Origin of the sequence: Roseovarius sp. THAF9, assembly GCF_009363715.1 — a bacterium.
Taxonomy (GTDB): domain Bacteria; phylum Pseudomonadota; class Alphaproteobacteria; order Rhodobacterales; family Rhodobacteraceae; genus Roseovarius.
In genome coordinates this window covers 219,455-237,592 of sequence record NZ_CP045404.1, presented here as the reverse complement: position 1 = coordinate 237,592, position 18,138 = coordinate 219,455, and the positions used below count along the sequence as shown (strand labels likewise).

At 62.8% G+C, this 18,138-nt stretch carries 19 protein-coding genes and 2 pseudogenes; 5 read left to right on the top strand and 16 right to left on the bottom strand.

The window, feature by feature from the left end; all coding sequences use genetic code 11:
- Window positions 1–14 precede the first annotated feature (14 nt).
- Complete coding sequence (locus FIU86_RS01195) at window positions 15–1,061, bottom strand: ABC transporter permease (protein ID WP_152473410.1); 1,047 nt, start codon at window positions 1,059–1,061, stop codon at window positions 15–17.
- A 195-nt stretch (window positions 1,062–1,256) separates the two neighbouring features.
- Window positions 1,257–2,127: pseudogene (locus FIU86_RS01190) on the bottom strand (ISKra4 family transposase); the annotation flags it as partial.
- Window positions 2,128–2,213: 86 nt separating this feature from the next.
- On the opposite strand from FIU86_RS01190, the gene FIU86_RS23080 reads away from it, so the two are divergent.
- On the top strand, window positions 2,214–2,396 hold the full coding sequence (locus FIU86_RS23080; protein ID WP_368373144.1) for a hypothetical protein: 183 nt from the start codon (window positions 2,214–2,216) through the stop codon (window positions 2,394–2,396).
- Window positions 2,342–2,539 (top strand): annotated as a pseudogene (locus FIU86_RS23075) (trimethylamine methyltransferase family protein); the annotation flags it as partial. The gene FIU86_RS23080 and the pseudogene FIU86_RS23075, both read left to right, overlap by 55 nt.
- Window positions 2,540–2,594: 55 nt before the next feature.
- Here FIU86_RS23075 and ald read toward each other — a convergent pair.
- Window positions 2,595–3,713: an alanine dehydrogenase gene (ald, locus tag FIU86_RS01175; protein ID WP_152473409.1), complete on the bottom strand. Its 1,119-nt coding sequence runs from the start codon at window positions 3,711–3,713 to the stop codon at window positions 2,595–2,597.
- A 136-nt stretch (window positions 3,714–3,849) separates the two neighbouring features.
- On the opposite strand from ald, the gene FIU86_RS01170 reads away from it, so the two are divergent.
- Entirely contained in the window at window positions 3,850–4,308 is a 459-nt protein-coding gene (locus tag FIU86_RS01170; protein ID WP_152473408.1) for an Lrp/AsnC family transcriptional regulator, read from the top strand.
- An 82-nt stretch (window positions 4,309–4,390) separates the two neighbouring features.
- Window positions 4,391–5,392: a Hint domain-containing protein gene (locus FIU86_RS01165; protein ID WP_152473407.1), complete on the top strand. Its 1,002-nt coding sequence runs from the start codon at window positions 4,391–4,393 to the stop codon at window positions 5,390–5,392.
- Between the two features lie 255 nt (window positions 5,393–5,647).
- Here the strand turns inward: FIU86_RS01165 and pnp are convergent, their stop codons facing one another.
- The 13 genes from pnp to FIU86_RS01105 form a co-directional block, all read right to left on the bottom strand.
- A complete protein-coding gene (pnp, locus tag FIU86_RS01160) occupies window positions 5,648–7,783 on the bottom strand; it encodes a polyribonucleotide nucleotidyltransferase (RefSeq protein WP_152473406.1) in 2,136 nt (711 codons plus the stop codon).
- A 282-nt stretch (window positions 7,784–8,065) separates the two neighbouring features.
- Window positions 8,066–8,362: a hypothetical protein gene (locus FIU86_RS01155; protein WP_152473405.1), complete on the bottom strand. Its 297-nt coding sequence runs from the start codon at window positions 8,360–8,362 to the stop codon at window positions 8,066–8,068.
- A gap of 133 nt (window positions 8,363–8,495) precedes the next feature.
- Complete coding sequence (locus tag FIU86_RS01150; RefSeq protein WP_152473404.1) at window positions 8,496–8,786, bottom strand: SCP2 sterol-binding domain-containing protein; 291 nt, start codon at window positions 8,784–8,786, stop codon at window positions 8,496–8,498.
- Window positions 8,787–8,863: 77 nt separating this feature from the next.
- Window positions 8,864–9,304, bottom strand: a complete 441-nt coding sequence (locus FIU86_RS01145) for a molybdenum cofactor biosynthesis protein MoaE (protein WP_152473403.1) — start codon at window positions 9,302–9,304, stop codon at window positions 8,864–8,866.
- A gap of 4 nt (window positions 9,305–9,308) precedes the next feature.
- On the bottom strand, window positions 9,309–9,554 hold the full coding sequence (gene moaD, locus FIU86_RS01140; RefSeq protein ID WP_152473402.1) for a molybdopterin converting factor subunit 1: 246 nt from the start codon (window positions 9,552–9,554) through the stop codon (window positions 9,309–9,311).
- Between the two features lie 4 nt (window positions 9,555–9,558).
- Entirely contained in the window at window positions 9,559–10,218 is a 660-nt protein-coding gene (pgsA, locus tag FIU86_RS01135) for a CDP-diacylglycerol--glycerol-3-phosphate 3-phosphatidyltransferase (RefSeq protein WP_152473401.1), read from the bottom strand.
- A gap of 140 nt (window positions 10,219–10,358) precedes the next feature.
- A complete protein-coding gene (uvrC, locus tag FIU86_RS01130; protein ID WP_152473400.1) occupies window positions 10,359–12,242 on the bottom strand; it encodes an excinuclease ABC subunit UvrC in 1,884 nt (627 codons plus the stop codon).
- 287 nt (window positions 12,243–12,529) lie between these two features.
- Entirely contained in the window at window positions 12,530–13,330 is an 801-nt protein-coding gene (locus FIU86_RS01125; protein WP_152473399.1) for an SDR family oxidoreductase, read from the bottom strand.
- 13 nt (window positions 13,331–13,343) lie between these two features.
- Window positions 13,344–14,306 (bottom strand): calcium/sodium antiporter, encoded by a 963-nt coding sequence (locus FIU86_RS01120; RefSeq protein WP_152473398.1) that lies wholly within the window; start codon window positions 14,304–14,306, stop codon window positions 13,344–13,346.
- Window positions 14,306–14,473: a hypothetical protein gene (locus FIU86_RS22470; protein WP_172977391.1), complete on the bottom strand. Its 168-nt coding sequence runs from the start codon at window positions 14,471–14,473 to the stop codon at window positions 14,306–14,308. The genes FIU86_RS01120 and FIU86_RS22470 overlap by 1 nt, the downstream gene beginning before the upstream one ends.
- 1 nt (window position 14,474) lies before the next feature.
- Window positions 14,475–15,272, bottom strand: coding sequence for a S49 family peptidase (locus FIU86_RS01115; RefSeq protein WP_152473397.1), 798 nt, complete (start codon window positions 15,270–15,272; stop codon window positions 14,475–14,477).
- Between the two features lie 191 nt (window positions 15,273–15,463).
- Window positions 15,464–16,225, bottom strand: a complete 762-nt coding sequence (locus FIU86_RS01110; protein WP_152473396.1) for an ABC transporter permease — start codon at window positions 16,223–16,225, stop codon at window positions 15,464–15,466.
- A complete protein-coding gene (locus FIU86_RS01105) occupies window positions 16,222–17,151 on the bottom strand; it encodes an ABC transporter ATP-binding protein (protein ID WP_152473395.1) in 930 nt (309 codons plus the stop codon). The genes FIU86_RS01110 and FIU86_RS01105 overlap by 4 nt, the downstream gene beginning before the upstream one ends.
- Window positions 17,152–17,382: 231 nt before the next feature.
- Between FIU86_RS01105 and FIU86_RS01100 the strand changes: the two genes are divergently transcribed.
- Window positions 17,383–18,081: an SGNH/GDSL hydrolase family protein gene (locus FIU86_RS01100; protein WP_254703910.1), complete on the top strand. Its 699-nt coding sequence runs from the start codon at window positions 17,383–17,385 to the stop codon at window positions 18,079–18,081.
- Window positions 18,082–18,138 lie beyond the last annotated feature (57 nt).

The window sequence follows — 18,138 nt, the reverse complement described above, 5'->3', positions numbered from 1 at the left end:
CCGCTCTCCTCCCCTCAGCTGACCGAAATACGCGGGTTCAGGTAGACATAGCCGATATCCGAGATCAGCTGCGTCACCAGCACCACGACGACCGAAATGACCGAAATTCCCAGCAACAGCTCGATGTCGTTGTTCCCCGCCGCCAGCACCAGCGCCCAGCCGAAGCCCTTGTAGTTGAACAGCGTCTCGACGATCACCACGCCGTTCAGCAGCCATGGAAACTGCAGCATGATCACCGTAAAGGGCGCGATCAGCGCGTTGCGCAGCGCGTGTTTCATCACGATGTTGGGAAAGCTCACACCCTTCAGCCGCGCCGTTCGGATGTATTGCGAGGTCATGACCTCGGCCATGCTGGCCCGCGTCATCCGCGCGATATACCCCATGCCGTAGACCGCGATGGTCAGCACCGGCAGAAAGAAATTCTCGAAGGTGATATTATCCATCGCACTGGTCGCCGTGCCCTTGAACCATTTCAGGCCCACGGCCGAACTGGCGAACACGGCAATGAACAGAACGCCCGACACGTATTCCGGCGTCGCCGTGGTCCCGATCGACAAGGTCGACAACGTCCGGTCCAGCTTGGACCCTTCCCGCATTCCCGCCAGCACCCCCAGGATCAGTGCCGACGGCACCATCAGCAGCATCACCCAGAACATCAGGATGCCGGTCAGCGCCAGCTTCTCGCCGATCACCTCGTCCACGTCTTTCTTCAGCCGGTTGGAATAGCCCCAGTTGCCCTGCAACACCCCGCAGAATGCCGGCGCCTCCTCTATGGGCGTCTCGGGGGCCGCGCATTTCGCCCGCACCTTCCCATCCGTCCCCTCGATGACATACCCCGGCAGCACACCCAGCCACTGGCCGTACTTCACCAGCGTCGGCTGTAAATACCCGTTGTTCTTAAGATAGCTTTCGACCTCGGCATCCGACATCCGCATGTTGCCCTCGGTCTTCGCCATCTTTTCCAGGTTCGGATAAAGATTGGTCAGGAAAAAGACGATGAACGTCAGGCAAAGCGCCGTCAGAAGCATCACTCCGACACGGCGCAGGATAAATCGGCCCATATGGCGATGCCCCCGGCTGGCTCTACGGTTATTGTTATTTGTAAGACCATAGAGCCGCGCCGGTCCAGTCACGTATTCCAAATGCGACCTCAGGGAGGTCGCAAAACGACATTACGCAGTTTGCAGCAACCGCGCTTCGCCACCGTGCAGAAACAGCCCCGGTCGAACTGCGACAAATCCACCGGGCTCGGCGGTGTCCATGTTTTCCGCAATGTATGAATAGAAGCCTCGGCCCCGATCTTGCACTCGCCGGGCCGCTTAAGTCGCCACGCGGTCATCTGTGACCAGCCGCGCATAATCGACCATCAACCATTGCTATAGACTGGTCGTGGCCGTTAGAACTTTTCCATGCCAAAGGTACCATCGCAGCGTTTCGGCCGGACGTTTGAACGGCACTGAAATGCCGGAGAAGCCCTGCTCTGCAGCAGGCCTTTTACGGCGTTCTCGACGTGCTGAATACGTATCGAGATATGCCACGAGTCGAGGATGTGGCGGACGTTTCCACCGACGGCGTTGCGGACGAGGTTTGGCAGGGCTGGTTCCCCGTCCGACATCCCCGTGACGGTTTGTTTGTGATCCCAACCGAGTTCCCTCAAGTCTTGGCGAAGCTGGCTGGCGGGTGACAGGATCGCCTGTTGGACAAGGGCGAAGCGACAGCACCTATCGTGGCTTTCGATCTTGCCGAATACAATATCGAGGTTTCGCGTCTGGTATTCCGGCCAGCATCGAATATGCGCTCCATCTACGAAGATCCTCAAAGCAGGGGCATCTTCGGTGGCCACCGTAAATACCCGCTCAGTCTGCTTGCTGGCGCAGATTCCCCGGGCAACTTTGCCCGGTCGATTGCGCACCGATGTATTCACCTGCTTCGAACGCGTCGCATTTCCGGGGTCGAGCGATCCGGAACAAAGTGAGCGAAAGGCGACAGCGGTCAGCCCAAGACAACTTCGGATTTTGCATTGCAGGCGCAACGGCGGATGCGCGGCGCATTGGCCTCGAACCTGCGGAAGAGTGTGTCGCGTATCCGCGACCGATAATCATCTATAGCCCGAACCCCGTCGCAGTCGAGCAACACCCCGAACCCCTCAGCCTGCGTGCGCCGAAACAGGCGGGCTGACCATCTCGGTCGAGAAGTTCATCATCGACATCGAGGTGCTGCAAATCTTCGCCGAGCTCTTCAAACCGGTCGAGGTCATCAACGCAACGCTCGTTTATTACGCCATCGCCGACGTGCGCCAAGGCGGCCATTTCTTTGTCACGCAGTATAGGCCTTCTATGCGCGGCTACCGTCCGACTGGTCCAACTTCGAGAACTCCCGCGGCCGGGGTGCGGTAGACACGACCGAACGCGGCAACCGCATCGTTTTCGAAACGCTCGCCGCGCATAAAGACCCCGCACTGCCGCAAGACCGGCTAGAGGCCATCGACGCCTTCATTGCCAAACGCACCGAGGAAGGCGGCGCGGATATCGAGCAATGAGTACGGTGCCGCGTGCGGCAATCAAGCGTAGGATGGGTGAAAACCCACGCGGATTTTACCCTTTCACCACCATCTGCGGCGAGATCACGTCGATCCCCAGCGCTTTGCCAACGGCGAAATACGTCAACTGCCCGGCATGCACGTTCAGACCGTTCAGCAGGTGCGGATCATCGGCGCAGGCCTGCTTCCAGCCCTTGTCTGCCAGCGCCAGCATGAACGGCATCGTCGCATTGCCCAGCGCGATGGTCGAGGTCCGCGCCACGGCGCCCGGCATGTTGGCCACGCAGTAATGCATGATCCCGTCCACGTCATAGATCGGGTCGGCATGGGTGGTCGCCTTCGAGGTCTCGAAACACCCGCCCTGATCGATGGCCACGTCCACCAGCACCGCGCCCGGCTTCATGTCCGCGAACTGCGCCCGGCGAACCAGCTTCGGCGCTTCGGCCCCGGGGATCAGCACCGCGCCGATCACCATGTCGGCCTGGCCCAGATGCTCGGCCAAAAGGCCTTGCGACGAATACCCGGTGTTGAACGTGCCCGAAAAGACGTCGTCCAGATACCGCAGACGCGGCAACGAGCGGTCCAGCACGGTCACGTCCGCGCCCATGCCCGCCGCGATGCGCGCTGCATGCGTGCCGACGACACCGCCGCCGATCACCAGAACCTTGGCCGGGCCCACACCGGGCACGCCGCCCATCAGTACGCCACGCCCGCCATTGGCCTTCTGCAGCGTGTAGGCGCCCACCTGCGGCGCCAGGCGACCCGCAACCTCGGACATCGGCGCCAGCAGGGGCAGCCCGCCGCGCTCGTCCGTCACGGTCTCATAGGCGATCGCGGTACAGCCGCTTTCCATCAGGTCCTTCGTCTGCTCCGGGTCCGGCGCCAGGTGCAGATAGGTGAACAGCAGCTGCCCTTCGCGCAGCATCTTGCGTTCACCGGCCTGCGGTTCCTTTACCTTCACAATCATGTCGGCAGTGGCAAACACCTCTTCCGCCGTGTCGATGATCGTGGCGCCGGCGGCGACATAATCCGCATCCTCGAACCCCGCGCCTTTCCCGGCGCCGGACTGGATGATGACATCATGCCCATGGGACACGGCCTCTCCGGCGGCGTTGGGGGTCATCCCCACGCGAAATTCCTGCGGTTTGATCTCTGTCGGGCATCCGATTTTCATGTCGCACTCCTCCTTCGCGCTTTGAACTAGTTTATCGCACCCCCGATGAAAGGGGTTTGATATTTTACCCGTGATTGCCGTAGAAACCGGGATATTCTTCGAAGCAACGGCGTTTTCCTAAAAGGTTTTGCCCCGAATGACCCTCGATACGATGGATCGTCGCCTTCTTGCCGTCCTGCAGAAACGCGGCCGCATTTCCAACGCCGACCTGGCCGAGGCGGTGAACCTCTCGCCCTCGGCCTGTCATCGCCGGGTGCAGCGGCTGGAAACCGACGGCTACATCAAGGACTATGTCGCCCTTCTGGACCCGCGCCGCATGGGGGTGCCCACCACCGTCTTCGTCGAGATCACCCTGACGACCCAGGCCGACGATGTGCTCGACGCGTTCGAAACCGCCGTCGCCCGCATCCCCAACGTGCTGGAATGCCACCTGACGGCAGGCACCGCCGACTACCTGCTGAAACTCGCGGTCGAGGACACCGAGGATTTCGCCCGCATCCACCGCCAGTACCTCACCCGTCTGCCGGGCGTTGCCACCATGCAATCCAGTTTCGCCCTGCGCACGGTGCTACAAACCACGGCCCTGCCGGTTTAAGTCAAATCCGCCGTATTTTCCTTTCGGTAATCAACATCACCTTAGGCACTTGACGTGATGCTGCACCCCCGGAGTGGTGGGCATGACCAAGACGTTTTACGGCATAGATAATGAATTTGCGGTTGCGACCGGTGCGAATGTCAACGACACGCCCGGGCAATCGTCTTTCGACTATCCGCCCAACAGTTCACGGGACCTGATCGTCACCTCTAACGCGGGCGACAGCGATCCCAACCTGTTCGAACTGGGCGAGACCTACGACGTTCAATATTCCGGCCCGGGCGGCACGCACCTCCTCGAAGACGCGGTCGTGATCCGCACCGACCCGTCGCCAGACTCCGGCGGTGTCATCGTCTTCGAAGGCACGGACAGCAACGGTGACCCGGCCCAAGTGGTCTGGACCCCGGACTTCGACCTCGAAACCTGGTATTTCGATAATTTCACCAACGGCCAGCCGCCCAAATTCTACACCGCGGATCAGCACGCCAGCTATAGTCACGCGGTCAATTGTTTCGCCGCCGGCACCTTGCTTGAAACCCCGTCCGGCGCCCGGCCCGTCGAGCATCTGCGCCCCGGTGACCGGGTGCTGACCCGCGATGCCGCGCCCCGGCGCATCCTCTGGGCAGGCGCGCGGCGCATGGCGGGCGACGGGCCCGCCTGTCCGGTCCGCTTCGCCCCCGGCATTCTTGGCAACACCCGCCCGCTGCGCCTGTCTCAGCAGCATCGCGTCGCGATCTGTTCGTGGAAGGCCGAGCTGCTCTTCGGCACGCCAGAGGTCCTTGTGCCCGCCAAGGCGCTGGTGGGCCAGACCGGCATCACCTTCGCACCCTGCCGCTCCGTGACCTATGTCCATCTTCTGCTCAAGGATCATCAGCTTGTCCTGGCCGAGGGCGGCGCGCCCTGCGAAACCATCCTGCCCGGCGTGATGACCGAGGACTGGCTGATCGAGGAAGCCGCCGCAATCCTGCGCGCCGCCGGCACCACGCCCTATCGCGCGGCACTGCCGATCCTGACCTACCGCGAGGCCCGCTGCATCGCGGGCACGCGCGGCCGTATCCGCGCACCTGCCTTCATGCGGCTTTAGAAACAGGGAAAATTGAAAGGGCCCCGGTTCGTTGACCGAGGCCCCCTCCGACGCGCATGATCCGTGAGTGACAGCGCAGCCGGATACCCTTCCGCTACCCTTTTTTAGCCGCCAGGCGGCTGAGCGGTGTATGGGAAAAAACATGGGCTTTGACCCGTAAGGAAAACCTTACCTTTGGCTGTGACGTTGCGTCACTTTCCCGCAAAAACCCCGGTGTTTCCACCGGGGCTTTCCGTTTCTCGAAGACTGCGGATTTTACTCGTCCGCCGGCTCTTCTTTCTTGGCTTCCTCGCCGGTCTCCTGGTCGACGACCTTCATCGACAGGCGCACCTTGCCGCGATCGTCAAAGCCCAGCAGTTTGACCCAAACGTCCTGACCTTCCTTCAGAACATCCGACGGATGGTTCAGGCGGCGGTTCTCAATCTGGCTGACATGCACCAGTCCGTCGCGCTTGCCGAAGAAATTCACAAAGGCGCCGAAGTCCACGATCTTCACGACCGTGCCCTTGTAGATCTTGCCCTCTTCCGGCTCTGCCACGATCGAGTGGATCATGTCGTACGCCTTCTGGATGGCCTCGCCGTTGGGCGACGCGATCTTGATGACGCCTTCGTCGTTGATGTCGACCTTGGCGCCCGACACCTCGACAATCTCGCGGATCACCTTGCCGCCCGACCCGATCACTTCGCGGATCTTGTCGGTCGGGATCTGCATCGTCTCGATGCGCGGTGCGTGAACCGAGAAATCACCGGCTTCCGACAGCGCCTTGCCCATCTCGTTCAGGATGTGCAACCGGCCGGCCTTCGCCTGCTCCAGCGCCTTTTCCATGATCTCCGGCGTGATGCCTGCGACCTTGATGTCCATCTGCAGCGACGTGATACCGGCTTCGGTTCCCGCCACCTTGAAGTCCATGTCGCCCAGGTGATCCTCGTCACCCAGGATGTCGGTCAGGATGCCGTAGGAACCGTCGTCTTCCAGTACCAGGCCCATGGCCACACCGGCCACCGGCGCCTTCAGCGGCACACCGGCGTCCATCATGCTGAGCGACCCACCACAGACCGACGCCATCGAGGACGAGCCGTTGGACTCGGTGATCTCGCTGACGACCCGGATCGTGTAGGGGAAATCCGTCGGCGCCGGCAACACCGCCTGCAGCGCGCGCCATGCCAGCTTGCCGTGACCGATCTCGCGCCGTCCCGGAGGACCGACGCGACCCGCTTCACCGACCGAATAGGGCGGGAAGTTATAGTGCAGCAGGAAGTTCGAGCGGAAGTTGCCGTGCAGCGCGTCGATGATCTGCTCATCGTCGCCCGTGCCCAGCGTCGTCACGACCAGACCTTGCGTTTCTCCGCGGGTGAACAGGGCCGAGCCATGCGTCCGCGGCAGCAGCCCGGTTTCCGACACGATCGGGCGGACCTCGTCGAGGCTCCGGCCGTCGATCCGCTTGCCGGACTTCACGATGTCACCGCGCAGGATCGACGCTTCCAGCTTCTTGAGCGCGGAACCAAGGTTCGGGTCTTCAAGCTGCTCTTCGGACAGCGATGCCTTGATCTCTTCCTTGGCGGCCGAAACGGCAGTCGTGCGTTCCTGCTTATCCTGGATCTTGTAGGCCGCGGCCAGCTTGTCTTCGCCCGCCGCCTTCACGGCCTCGTAAAGGTCGCTGTAATCCGGCGGCTGAAAGTCGAACGGTTCCTTGGCGGCGTCCTCGGCCAGGTCGATGATCATGTCGATCACCGGCTGGATCTGCTCATGCGCAAAGTTCACCGCGCCCAGCATTTCCTCTTCCGACAGCTCGTAGGCTTCGGATTCCACCATCATCACGGCACCCTTCGTGCCCGCAACCACCAGGTCGAGCCGCTGCTCGGGGTTGTTGCGCAGGTCGTGCATGTCCTCGACCTCGGGGTTCAGCACGTATTCGCCATCGGTGAAACCGACACGGCAGCCCGCGATCGGCCCCATGAACGGCGCGCCCGAAATGGTCAGCGCGGCACTGGCCGCGATCATTGCCACCATGTCCGGGTCATTGACCAGGTCATGGCTCAGCACGGTGCACATCACCAGCACTTCGTTCTTGAAACCCGGCACGAACAGCGGGCGGATCGGGCGGTCGATCAGGCGCGCGGTCAGGGTTTCCTTTTCCGTGGGCCGTGCCTCACGCTTGAAAAAGCCGCCGGGCACCTTGCCCGCGGAATAGTATTTCTCCTGGTAGTGAACGGTCAGCGGAAAGAAATCCTGACCTTCACGCGGGGCTTTTGCAAAGGTCACGTTGGCCATGACCGAGGTTTCCCCGTAGGTGGCGATGACCGAGCCATCCGCCTGCCGGGCAACCTTGCCCGTTTCCAGTGTCAGCGTATCCTCGCCCCACTGGATCGATTTTTTCACTTCTTTGAACATCTATCGTTTCCTAGCTGGAGGCCCTCCCGGGCGTATCCCGGGTCCTCCGTTACATTGGTGGCCCCATTGCCACCGACCCCTCCATCATCTCATGCGCCGGGGTCTAAGGCGTCACGTTTCAGATACGTGCGCCCATACAGCAGATCGGTCTGAATTGAAAGCGGCGATGTCGCACGGGCCACAGCCCGAAACACGCGCCCGGCGGCATATTGCACAGGACGGTCCTCGAACATCGTCATGATTGGATTTTCAGGGCTCGTCTCCGGGACAAGCCGCGCACCCTCACTGGGTCGGCTTGTCTGGCAGCGATCCGAAAACCTCTTCGGCCAGAACTTCGCCCGACAAGCTCAGCTTTTTCTGCCCGTGCGGGTCTTCCTCGACCTCAAGCCAGACTTTCTCGCCGTCCAGCTCGACATAGAACCGCCACTCGTCATGCTCGATGCTGGCAATCGCGTCTTCGGGCCCGAGCTGCCACGGCGCCTTGCCGAAGAACCTCTTCACATACCCCCCGAGTTGCCGGATATCCGTCCCCGGTTTCGTCGAAGTATTTGCCCAAGTCACCTGTGCCGGTACTGCCATCGCTTAAACTCCCTCCAGAGTTTAAAGGATAGCACGGTTCACAATTTTGTCACGATTCGCGGCAAAAGCCGGTCAGACCCGGCTCAGCCGATAGGCCCACGGGCCTCCAATCAGGCCCGTTCACGACCAACGGCTATCCCGTCAGGATCCCGCTCACCTTCAGCGCCCTTTGCGCGTTGCCCTCGACCTTCAGCTTGCCCGACATGTAGGCCATCACCGGGTTCTGCTCGCCCGAAAGGATGTCGCGAAAGACCTCGTCGCTGGCCATCAGCACCACATCGGCGTCCTCGTCGCCCGCCCGCGCGCCGGTCTCGTCCAGCATCACGCTGCCCGCGCCCTCGATCACCAGCTTCGCGGTGCCGCGAATGGCGCCTTTCGCCTTGGGGTCCAGCGTTTCGACATAACTCTCGATGATCTCGTTCATGGAATGACGCGCCTTCCGCTGTCCCGAGGGGCAAATCTCTCCATGCTCGGCCCGCCGCGGTCAACGCGAACCTTGCGTCACCAGCGGCTCAGCGCATCTTCGTCGGCATCCTTGGCATCCACCCAATCGGCGCCGTCCCGCGTGACTTCCTTCTTCCAGAACGGCGCGCGCGACTTCAGGTAGTCCATCAGGAATTCGGCGGCCTGAAACGCATCCGCCCGGTGGGGCGAGGACGTGGCGACCATCATGATCATCTCGTCGGGGGCCAGCGCACCGTGGCGATGAATGACCAGCACATCGCCCAGGTTCCAGCGTCTCTGCGCTTCCTCCGCGATCCCGGCCAGCGCCTTCTCGGTCATGCCCGGGTAATGCTCGATCTGCATCGCCTCGAGGCCCGCATCGATATCCCGCACGATGCCGGTGAAACTCACCACCGCGCCCATGCCACTCTGCCGCTTGGTGAAATCATTGACCTCCGCGCCAAGGTTGAACGCCTCTTCCTGCACCCGGATATCCAAGGCCTCAGCCCCCCGTCATCGGCGGAAAGAATGCCACCTCGCGCACCCCCGCAAGCGGCGCGTCGAAATCCGCCAACTCCTGGTCCACGGCCACGCGCAAAGCGTCCAGATCGGCAAAGGCCATCTCGTACCGCGCCTCCCGCGCCCGCAATTCCTCGACCAGCTCCCGCACCGTCGCGGCGCCGGTTTCAACCTTGTCCTTGGGGCGTCCGATCCGCTCCCGCACCCATGCGAAATAGAGAACATCCATGTGCTCAGTCCTTCAGGTAAGGCATCGCCTTGCGAAAATAGTCGAAGCCCGTGATCAGCGTCAGTCCGGCGGCCAGCCACAACAGCCACAGCCCCACGTGGCCGGTGACGACCATCCCGTCGAATTTCCACCGCAGCCCATGCAGATCCTCTTCGCGCCCCGCCAGCACATCGGCCACGATCTGTTCATTCATGCCCATGCTGGACATGCCGAAATAGTGCAGGAAAACACCTTGCGCAAAAAGCACCGCAATCGCCACCATCTGCAACGTGGTCTTCCACTTGGCCAGCCTGGTCACCTTCAGCGTTCCCGCCGTATCGCCCAAGAATTCCCGCAGGCCAGACACGAACACTTCCCGGAACAGGATCATCGTAGCTGGCAGCACGAGCCACGGCGACATCGACGAATACCCCAGGATCACCGCAAGTGCGATCACCACCATCGCCTTGTCCGCGATCGGGTCCAGCATCGTGCCCAGCTTGGTCGTCTGCTTCCACGCCCGGGCCAGGTAGCCGTCGAACCAGTCCGTGATCGCCGCACCGACGAAAAGCACCAGCGCAAACCAATCCGCCCACGGCCGGTTGAAGTAAAGAAACATCACCGCCAGCGCCGGAGCCGCCAACAACCGCAACACGGTCAGAATATTCGGAAGATTCCACGTCATACGCTCTAACTAGTGCGAACCGCCCCCGTCCGAAAGCCCTGATCAGGTTTCCACGGTTTCATCGTTCCCGAAATACTCCGGGGGTCTGGGGGCAGCGCCCCCAGCCGGTCGGCGCGGGCACAGCCCGCGACGAAGATCGCTCACCCTTTCTCGTGGAAATGGTCATAAACCTTCTGCGCCAGCGCCGCCGACACGCCGTCCACGGCCTTCAGGTCCGCCAGATTGGCGCGGCTCACCGCCTTGGCCGACCCGAAATGCGCCAGCAAGGCCCGTTTACGCGACGCGCCCACCCCCGCGATCTCGTCCAAGGGCGAGGCGCTCACCGCCTTCGTCCGCTTCGCCCGGTGCGTGCCGATGGCAAACCGGTGCGCCTCGTCGCGCAGCCGCTGGATGAAATACAGCACCGGGTCGTTGTGGCGCAGCGCCATGGGCCGCTTGCCCATCCGGTGAAACTCTTCCTTGCCGGCGTCGCGGTCCAGCCCCTTGGCCACACCCACCATCGGCAGGTCGCGCACGCCCATCTCCTGCATGATCGAATGCACGGCACTGACCTGCCCTTGCCCGCCGTCAATGAGCAGCAGATCGGGCCACAGCCCCTTGTCGCGGTCCGGGTCGTCCTTGATCAGCCGTTTCAGCCGCCGGGTCAGGACTTCTTTCATCATCCCGAAATCGTCCCCGGGGGTCAGCTCATCTCCCTTGATGTTGAACTTGCGATACTGGTTCTTCATCAAACCTTCGGGCCCCGCCACGATCATCGCGCCAACCGCGTGCGCGCCCTGGATATGGCTGTTGTCGTAAACCTCGATCCTCTCGGGAGGGCCCGGCAGATCAAACGCCTCCGCCACACCTTTCAACAGCTTGGCCTGCGTCGCGCTCTCGCTCATCTTCCGCGCCAGGCTTTCGCGCGCATTGCGCAACGCCGCCTCCACCAATTCCGCCTTCTCGCCCCGCTGCGGCACCAGCAGCTCCACCTTGCGCCCCAGCTTGCCGGTCAAAGCCTCGGCCATCAGGTCAGGGCTCTCGATCTCGTGGCTCAGGATGATCTGCCGCGCCGGGTCCTTGGTGTCATAGAACTGGCCCAGGAATGCCTCCAGCACTTCCGCCTCGGCCACGTCCGCGCCGACACGCGGATAGAAATCCTTGTTCCCCCAGTTCTGCCCCGCCCGGATGAAAAACACCTGCACACAGGCCTGCCCCTTCTCCAAGTGCAGCGCCACGAGGTCCGCCTCGCCGACCGTCCGCGGGTTGATGCCCTGCGCCGTCTGCACCTGCGTCAGCGCCTTGATCCGGTCGCGCAGCGCCGCGGCCCGCTCGAATTCCATCGCCGCGCTGGCCTCCTGCATGTCGGCCGCCAGCTTCTCCTGGATCTCGGTCGACCGCCCCGACAGATAGCGCTGCGCGTCCCGAACCTGCGCGGCATACTCCCGTTTCGAGATATATCCCACGCATGGCGCCGTGCAGCGCTTGATCTGGTATTGTAGGCAGGGCCGCGTGCGGCTCTCGAACTGCGTGTCGCTGCAATTGCGCAGCTGGAACACCCGCTGCAACTGTCCCAGCGTCCGGTTCACCGCCCCCGCGCTGGCGAAGGGCCCGTAATACTGCCCTTTCTCCTTCTTCGCGCCGCGATGCTTCTTGATCATCGGAAAGTCGTGCCCCGTGACCAGGATATTCGGAAACGACTTGTCGTCGCGCAACAGCACGTTGTAGCGCGGCTTCAGCTGCTTGATCAGGTTCTGTTCCAGCAACAGCGCCTCGGTCTCGGTCGCCGTGGTCAGGAACATCATCGACGCGGTTTCCGCGATCATCCGCGCGATCCGGGGCGTGTGCCCCGTGGGACGCGAATAGCTCGACACCCGCGCCTTCAGGTTGCGCGCTTTGCCGACATAGAGCACCTGTGATTGCGCCCCCAGCATCCGGTAGACGCCGGGCGAGCCGTCCAGCGTCTTGAGATACGACTGGATCACCTTGTGCCCGGTCTCGGGCGGGGCATCGCGGTCTGATTCGTGATTCGATTCGCCGGTCATTCGCTCTGGTTTGATTCTGCCTTTCGGGCTGCAATGGTTAGCACACACGCCGCAATAGGAAACATCTCCACTGATCGTGTGGATAACTCTGCGGAAAAGTTTCGGGCATCCGGATTTTTTCTTTGTTTTCGGCCTGCTTCGTTAAGTTGCACAAAAATTAAGCACAAAAACAAGGCATTGTTTTTTAACGATAAAAAATCCGTGGTATCCCAAATATATGAAAACATTAAAACTTTTGTAACGCTTCGGTAACCACGCGGCGCCCCGTGAACAAGTTGACGCAGCGTCTATACATCGACCCCCAGAACATCCGGCGTCTGCCATGCCAGATGCTGCCCGCCATCGACGCAGATCAGCTGGCCCGTGACCGCCTTTGCCTCCAGGAAATAGCCCAGCGCGGCGGTGATATCCTCGGGGTTCACGCCCCGCTTCAGAATCGTCCGCGCTCGCTGGTCAAAGAACTGTTCTTCGCTCTGCTCGGTGCTCTTCAGCGTCGGCCCGGGGCCGATCCCGTTCACCCGCACGCGCGGGCCCAGCGCCTGCGCGGCGGTGCGCGTCATCGTCCACAGACCCGACTTCGCAATCGTGTAGCTGGCGAAATAGGGCGTCAGCTTGCGCACCCGCTGGTCGATCATGTTCACCACCAGCCCCTGCGCCACCGGCTCGCCATTCTCGTCCTTCACCGGCTCCGGCACCTGCGCCGCCAAACCTTGCGTCAGCGCGAAGGGCGCGCGCAAATTCGACTCCATGTGCCGGTCCCAGCTCTGCCGGGTCGCCGTCTGATACGTCTCGTCCTCGAAGATCGACGCGTTGTTCACCAGCACATGCACCGGCCCGCCCAACCGCGCCGCCGCCTCGGGCATCAGAGCCTGCACCGCGGCCTCATCCAGCAGGTCCGCCTGCACGGTCACGGCTTTCCTGCCCTTTGCCTCGATCTCGCCCGCGGTTTCCTCGGCCGCATCGGCCGACCCGCCGTAATGCACAGCCACGTCATAGCCCCGCGCGCCCAGGTACAACGCCATCGCCCGCCCAAGGCGCTTGCCGCCTCCGGTCACTAGGGCGCGGCGGGTCTGGGATTGGTCGGTCATGCGGGGGCTCCGTTCAGCTCAACACGACCAAGACATAGATCACGTAGAGAACGGTCAAGGCGATGCCCCACAGCCGGTTGATATCCCGGCCCAGGAACACGAACGGGATCAACAGCAGCGACGCGCCCAGCATCACCCACAGGTCGAACTGCAGGAACTCCGGGTCGACCGGGATCGCACCCACGAACGTCGTGATCCCGATGATCGCCAGCAGGTTGAACATGTTCGACCCGATGACGTTGCCCAGCGCCACATCCGCCTGTTTGCGCAAGGCCGCCATCACCGTCGTCGCCAACTCCGGCAGGGACGTGCCCAGCGCCACCAGCGTCAGGCCGATCACCGCATCGCTGACCCCGAATTCCCGCGCGATGATCGACGCGTTGTCCACCAGCAGGTCCGCGCCCAGCGGCAGCCCCACAAGGCCCAGCGCCAGAAAAACGAAGATCTGCCACCACGGCATGTCGGGGTCGGCGCCCTCGACCTCTTCCTCTTCGTCCGCTTCCACCTCGGCAGCCTTGCCGTCGCGCCGGTGGTTCCGCGCATCCCGGAACGCATCGCCCAGCACCAGCCCAAGGCAGGCCAGCAAAACCGCCCCAGCGATCCAATCGAACGGCCCGCGAAACGCCAGCCCGATGAAGATCAGCGTCGCCCCGATCATGAAAAGATACGTCTTGCGCGTGTTGCACCCCGAGGTGTGCAGCGTCGCCAACAGCGCCGGCACCCCCAGCACCAGCAGAATATTCGCCGTGTTCGACCCCACCACGTTGCCCAGCGCCAGCCCCGGCTTGTTCTCCAGCACCGCGTTGACCGAGATCAGCAATTCCGGCGCAGACGTCCCAAAAGCCACGATCGTCAGGCTGACGATCAGCGCCGGGATCCCCACGCGCAGGCTCAGGTTCACCGCGCCTTTCACCAACGCATCCCCGGCCAGCAGCAGGATCAACAGCCCCAGCCCCGACATCAGCCATGGCCACATCAGGATTTGCCCTCCCGGCACTGGCACGGCCCCTTGCCGATGCGGAACCGCTTGCAATGCGGGCACCGAGCCGATTCCAGCTTTTTCTGTCCGGGAAAGCGCAGGCGTCCGAACATCGCCAGCACGGCGATGAAGGCCAGGAATATGAGGGCGATCTTGCTCAGCACGTCACAGGCCGAACCGCGCAAAGGCCGCGCGTTCCTCGACCGAGGCAAACGCATCCTCGATCACCGAGGACCCGAACCGCTGGAAAAAGCCCTTCTTCTTGCCATAGGTGGCAAACCGCACCTTGTCGCCGTAAAGCTCTTTCAGCTTCGGCACCAGATGCGCCACCCCGTCGGCCAGCCCCAGCTCGACACCCCGGCCCCCCAGCCAGAACTCGCCGGTGAAAAGGTCTTCCTCCTCGCTCAGCCGATCCCCACGCCGCGCCTTTATCTGCGCAATGAAATTCCCGTGCATCTCTTCGAGGATGCCTTTCAGACGCGCCACGTCTTCCTTCTTCTCGGGCTGGAACGGGTCGAGCGTGCTCTTCGACTTGCCGGCCGTATAGACCCGCCGCTCGACGCCCTGCCGCGCGAGGAACACATGCGCGCCGAAACCGGCGGAAATCACGCCGATGCTGCCCACGATGGAATTGTCGTCGACCCAGATGTCATCCGCCGCCGAGGCCAGCCAATAGCCCCCCGACGCCGCGACGTCCTCGACGAAGGCATGCACCGGCACCTCGTGCTCGTCGGCCAGCCGCCGGATGCGCCCGGCGATCAGCGCCGACTGCACCGGCGATCCGCCGGGGCTGTTGATCAGCAGCGCCACCGCCTTTGGCTTGCCCCGCTTGAACGCCTTTTCGATGGCCGGCGCCATCGCCTCGTCGCTCAAAGGCATCCGTGCTCCGGCACCGATGGCCCCCGACAGGCGGACAACCGACACCAGCGGGTCGCTTTTCAAAAACGGGATAAATCGCTTCATGGAAGCCGATGTAGAATGCCCGCGCAGGACAAACAAGGTGGCGGCGCGTTTCAGTACCGCCTGAGGGCAAGAAAGCCACGTAAACGACGCCGGGTCACACGGCGCGATCGCCAGACCTCCGCCGCCCTACCCTTGGCCGGTGCACAACCTGCGTAGGGTGGGTGAAACCCCACGCGCCGCTCCACGCCCCCTCAGCTCTTGATCCGGTACCCGGTCTTGAAGATCCGCCAGATCAGGAACAGGCACAGCGCCGTGAACCCGGCAATCGCCAAAAGGCTCAGGCCGATGGACACATCCGCCTGCCCGAAGAACGCCCAGCGAAATCCCGAGATCAGATAGACCACCGGGTTGAACAGCGTCACCGTCTGCCAGAACGGCGGCAGCATCGAGATCGAGTAGAACGACCCACCGAGGAACACCAGCGGCGTCACGATCAGCAGTGGCACCAGCTGCAACTGCTCGAAATTCTGCGCCCAGATCCCTATGATGAACCCGAACAGCGCGAAACTGATGCAGGTCAGCAGCAGGAACGCCACCATCGCGCCCGGATGCTGTATCTCCACGTCCACGAACAGCGCCGAGGTCGCCAATATCACCACACCGATGAACAGCGCCTTGGTGGCCGCGGCCCCCACATACCCGATCACGATCTCGAGGAAATTCACCGGCGCCGACAAGAGCTCATAGATCGTGCCGATGAACTTCGGAAAGTAGATCCCGAAGGAGGCGTTGGAAATCGCCTGCGTGATCACCGAAAGCATGATCAGCCCCGGCACGATGAACGCGCCGTAACTCACCCCCTCGACCTGGTCGATCCGGCTGCCGATGGCCGCGCCGAACACCACGAAATAAAGCGAGGTCGAAATCACCGGCGACACGAAGCTTTGCAAGAGCGTGCGAAAGAACCGCTGCATCTCGAACTTGTAGATCGCCGTGATGGCCAGAAAATTCATGCCGCATCCTCCTGCACCAGCCCCACGAAGATCTCTTCCAGGCTCGACTGGCTGGTCTGAATATCGCGGATCACCAGCCCCGCCTCCGTCAGTTCGCGCACCAGCCGCGCAATCCCCGTCCGCTCGGCATTGGTGTCATAGGTATAGGTCAGGCTCTGGCCGTCCGGGCTCATCCACAAGTCATAATCCGACAGGCTCTCGGGCACCGCCTCCACCGGCTCGACCAGGTCGATCCGCAGGCTCTTGCGCCCCATCCGCTGCATCAGCGCGGTCTTGTCCTCAACCAGCAGGATCTCGCCCTTGTTGATCACCGCCACCCGGTCGGCAATCGCCTCGGCCTCCTCGATGTAATGGGTCGTCAGGATGATCGTCACGCCGTCCTGCCGCAGCCCCTCGACCACGTCCCACATATCCCGGCGCAACTCCACATCGACGCCGGCGGTCGGCTCGTCCAGAAACAGCACCCGCGGCTCATGCACCAGCGCCTTGGCGATCAGCACCCGCCGCTTCATACCGCCCGACAATTCCTTGATCTGGTTGGTCCGCTTGTCCCACAGGCTCAGCTGCCGCAGGATCTTCTCCACCAGCGCCTCGTCGCGGCCCTTGCCAAAGAGGCCCCGCGAAAACCGCACCGTGTTGATCACCTTCTCGAACGGCTCCAGCGCAATCTCCTGTGGTACCAGCCCCACCAGCGACCGCGCCGCGCGATACTCGGCCTCGATGTCATGCCCGCCCACGCGCGCCGTGCCGCCCGTCGGCGTCGTGATCCCGCACAGCGCCGAAATCAGCGTCGTCTTGCCCGCGCCATTGGGCCCCAGCAGCGCCAGGATCTCGCCCTCGCGGATCTCCAGGTGCACGCCCTTCAGGGCCTGAAACCCGTCGTCAAAAGTCTTCTCCAGGCCGCTCACCTCGACAAACGCCGCCATATCCCGCGCTCCTTCTTTCATCATCCGAGGCAAACTAATCCGGCCGCGACCCGGCGCAAGCCGGTACGTAAACACAACCCCTTGTGCATTCCTGCGCGCGCACGACTACGCCGCCCCAAATAAAACGCATTGTTTCCACATTTCGCATTGCGCGACTCGCCTCAGACGGGAATCCTGTGCGTGGTTGGGGGCGCATGGTGCCATGCGCATCAGAAAAATTGCAGGACAGACATGAAACGCCTCTCTCGTTTTGTCTGGCCGCTCATCATATTCGCGCTCGGTGCCTGCACCGAGACGGTGACGCGTGCCGATAACTCCCGTATCCTTCTCATGGGCGACTCCATGATGGCTTTCCACGGCATGTCCGGGAAATCCGTCTCTCACGCCATGGAACGCCGCCTGGGCGAGCCGGTCATCGACCGCTCCGTCTCCGGCGCCCGCTTCCTCTATTCCCTACCGATCTCGGGCGCGGCGGGCATGAACATCACGAAACAATTCCGCGCGGGCAACTGGGACTGGATCGTGATGAACGGCGGCGGCAACGACATCCTGTTCGGCTGCGGCTGCGGCCTCTGCGACCGCCGCATCGACCGCCTGATCTCCGAGGACGGCACCACCGGCGTCATCCCCGGCTTCGTCTCGAAGATGCGCAAGACCGGCGCCAACGTGGTGATGGTGGGCTACCTGCACACCCCCGGCATCCGCTCCCCCATCGAAGGCTGCGTGGATGAGGGCCGCGAGATGGACGCCCGCATGGCCCGCCTCGCCGCGCTCGACCGCGGCGTGTACTTCATCCCGATGAGCGACGTAGTCCCGCCCGGCGACCGCACCTATCACGCGGTCGACCTCATCCACCCCTCACCCAAGGGCTCCGACGCCATCGGCAGCCGCATCGCCGAGCTCATCCGCCAGACCGGACCGCGCCGGTAATTGGTAAAACGCCGGAGGCGTCCCGACAGACGCCTCCAGGCCCCGGCGCCCGGATCA

Bases quoted from the DNA above. Each gene is read 5' to 3' on its own strand.
- FIU86_RS01195 (WP_152473410.1), bottom strand. From the start codon at position 1,061: ATGGGCCGATTTATCCTGCGCCGTGTCGGAGTGATGCTTCTGACGGCG.
- ald (WP_152473409.1), bottom strand. From the start codon at position 3,713: ATGAAAATCGGATGCCCGACAGAGATCAAACCGCAGGAATTTCGCGTG.
- FIU86_RS01170 (WP_152473408.1), top strand. From the start codon at position 3,850: ATGACCCTCGATACGATGGATCGTCGCCTTCTTGCCGTCCTGCAGAAA.
- FIU86_RS01165 (WP_152473407.1), top strand. From the start codon at position 4,391: ATGACCAAGACGTTTTACGGCATAGATAATGAATTTGCGGTTGCGACC.
- pnp (WP_152473406.1), bottom strand. From the start codon at position 7,783: ATGTTCAAAGAAGTGAAAAAATCGATCCAGTGGGGCGAGGATACGCTG.
- FIU86_RS01155 (WP_152473405.1), bottom strand. From the start codon at position 8,362: ATGGCAGTACCGGCACAGGTGACTTGGGCAAATACTTCGACGAAACCG.
- FIU86_RS01150 (WP_152473404.1), bottom strand. From the start codon at position 8,786: ATGAACGAGATCATCGAGAGTTATGTCGAAACGCTGGACCCCAAGGCG.
- moaD (WP_152473402.1), bottom strand. From the start codon at position 9,554: ATGGATGTTCTCTATTTCGCATGGGTGCGGGAGCGGATCGGACGCCCC.
- pgsA (WP_152473401.1), bottom strand. From the start codon at position 10,218: ATGACGTGGAATCTTCCGAATATTCTGACCGTGTTGCGGTTGTTGGCG.
- uvrC (WP_152473400.1), bottom strand. From the start codon at position 12,242: ATGACCGGCGAATCGAATCACGAATCAGACCGCGATGCCCCGCCCGAG.
- FIU86_RS01125 (WP_152473399.1), bottom strand. From the start codon at position 13,330: ATGACCGACCAATCCCAGACCCGCCGCGCCCTAGTGACCGGAGGCGGC.
- FIU86_RS01120 (WP_152473398.1), bottom strand. From the start codon at position 14,306: ATGTGGCCATGGCTGATGTCGGGGCTGGGGCTGTTGATCCTGCTGCTG.
- FIU86_RS01115 (WP_152473397.1), bottom strand. From the start codon at position 15,272: ATGAAGCGATTTATCCCGTTTTTGAAAAGCGACCCGCTGGTGTCGGTT.
- FIU86_RS01110 (WP_152473396.1), bottom strand. From the start codon at position 16,225: ATGAATTTTCTGGCCATCACGGCGATCTACAAGTTCGAGATGCAGCGG.
- FIU86_RS01105 (WP_152473395.1), bottom strand. From the start codon at position 17,151: ATGGCGGCGTTTGTCGAGGTGAGCGGCCTGGAGAAGACTTTTGACGAC.
- FIU86_RS01100 (WP_254703910.1), top strand. From the start codon at position 17,383: ATGAAACGCCTCTCTCGTTTTGTCTGGCCGCTCATCATATTCGCGCTC.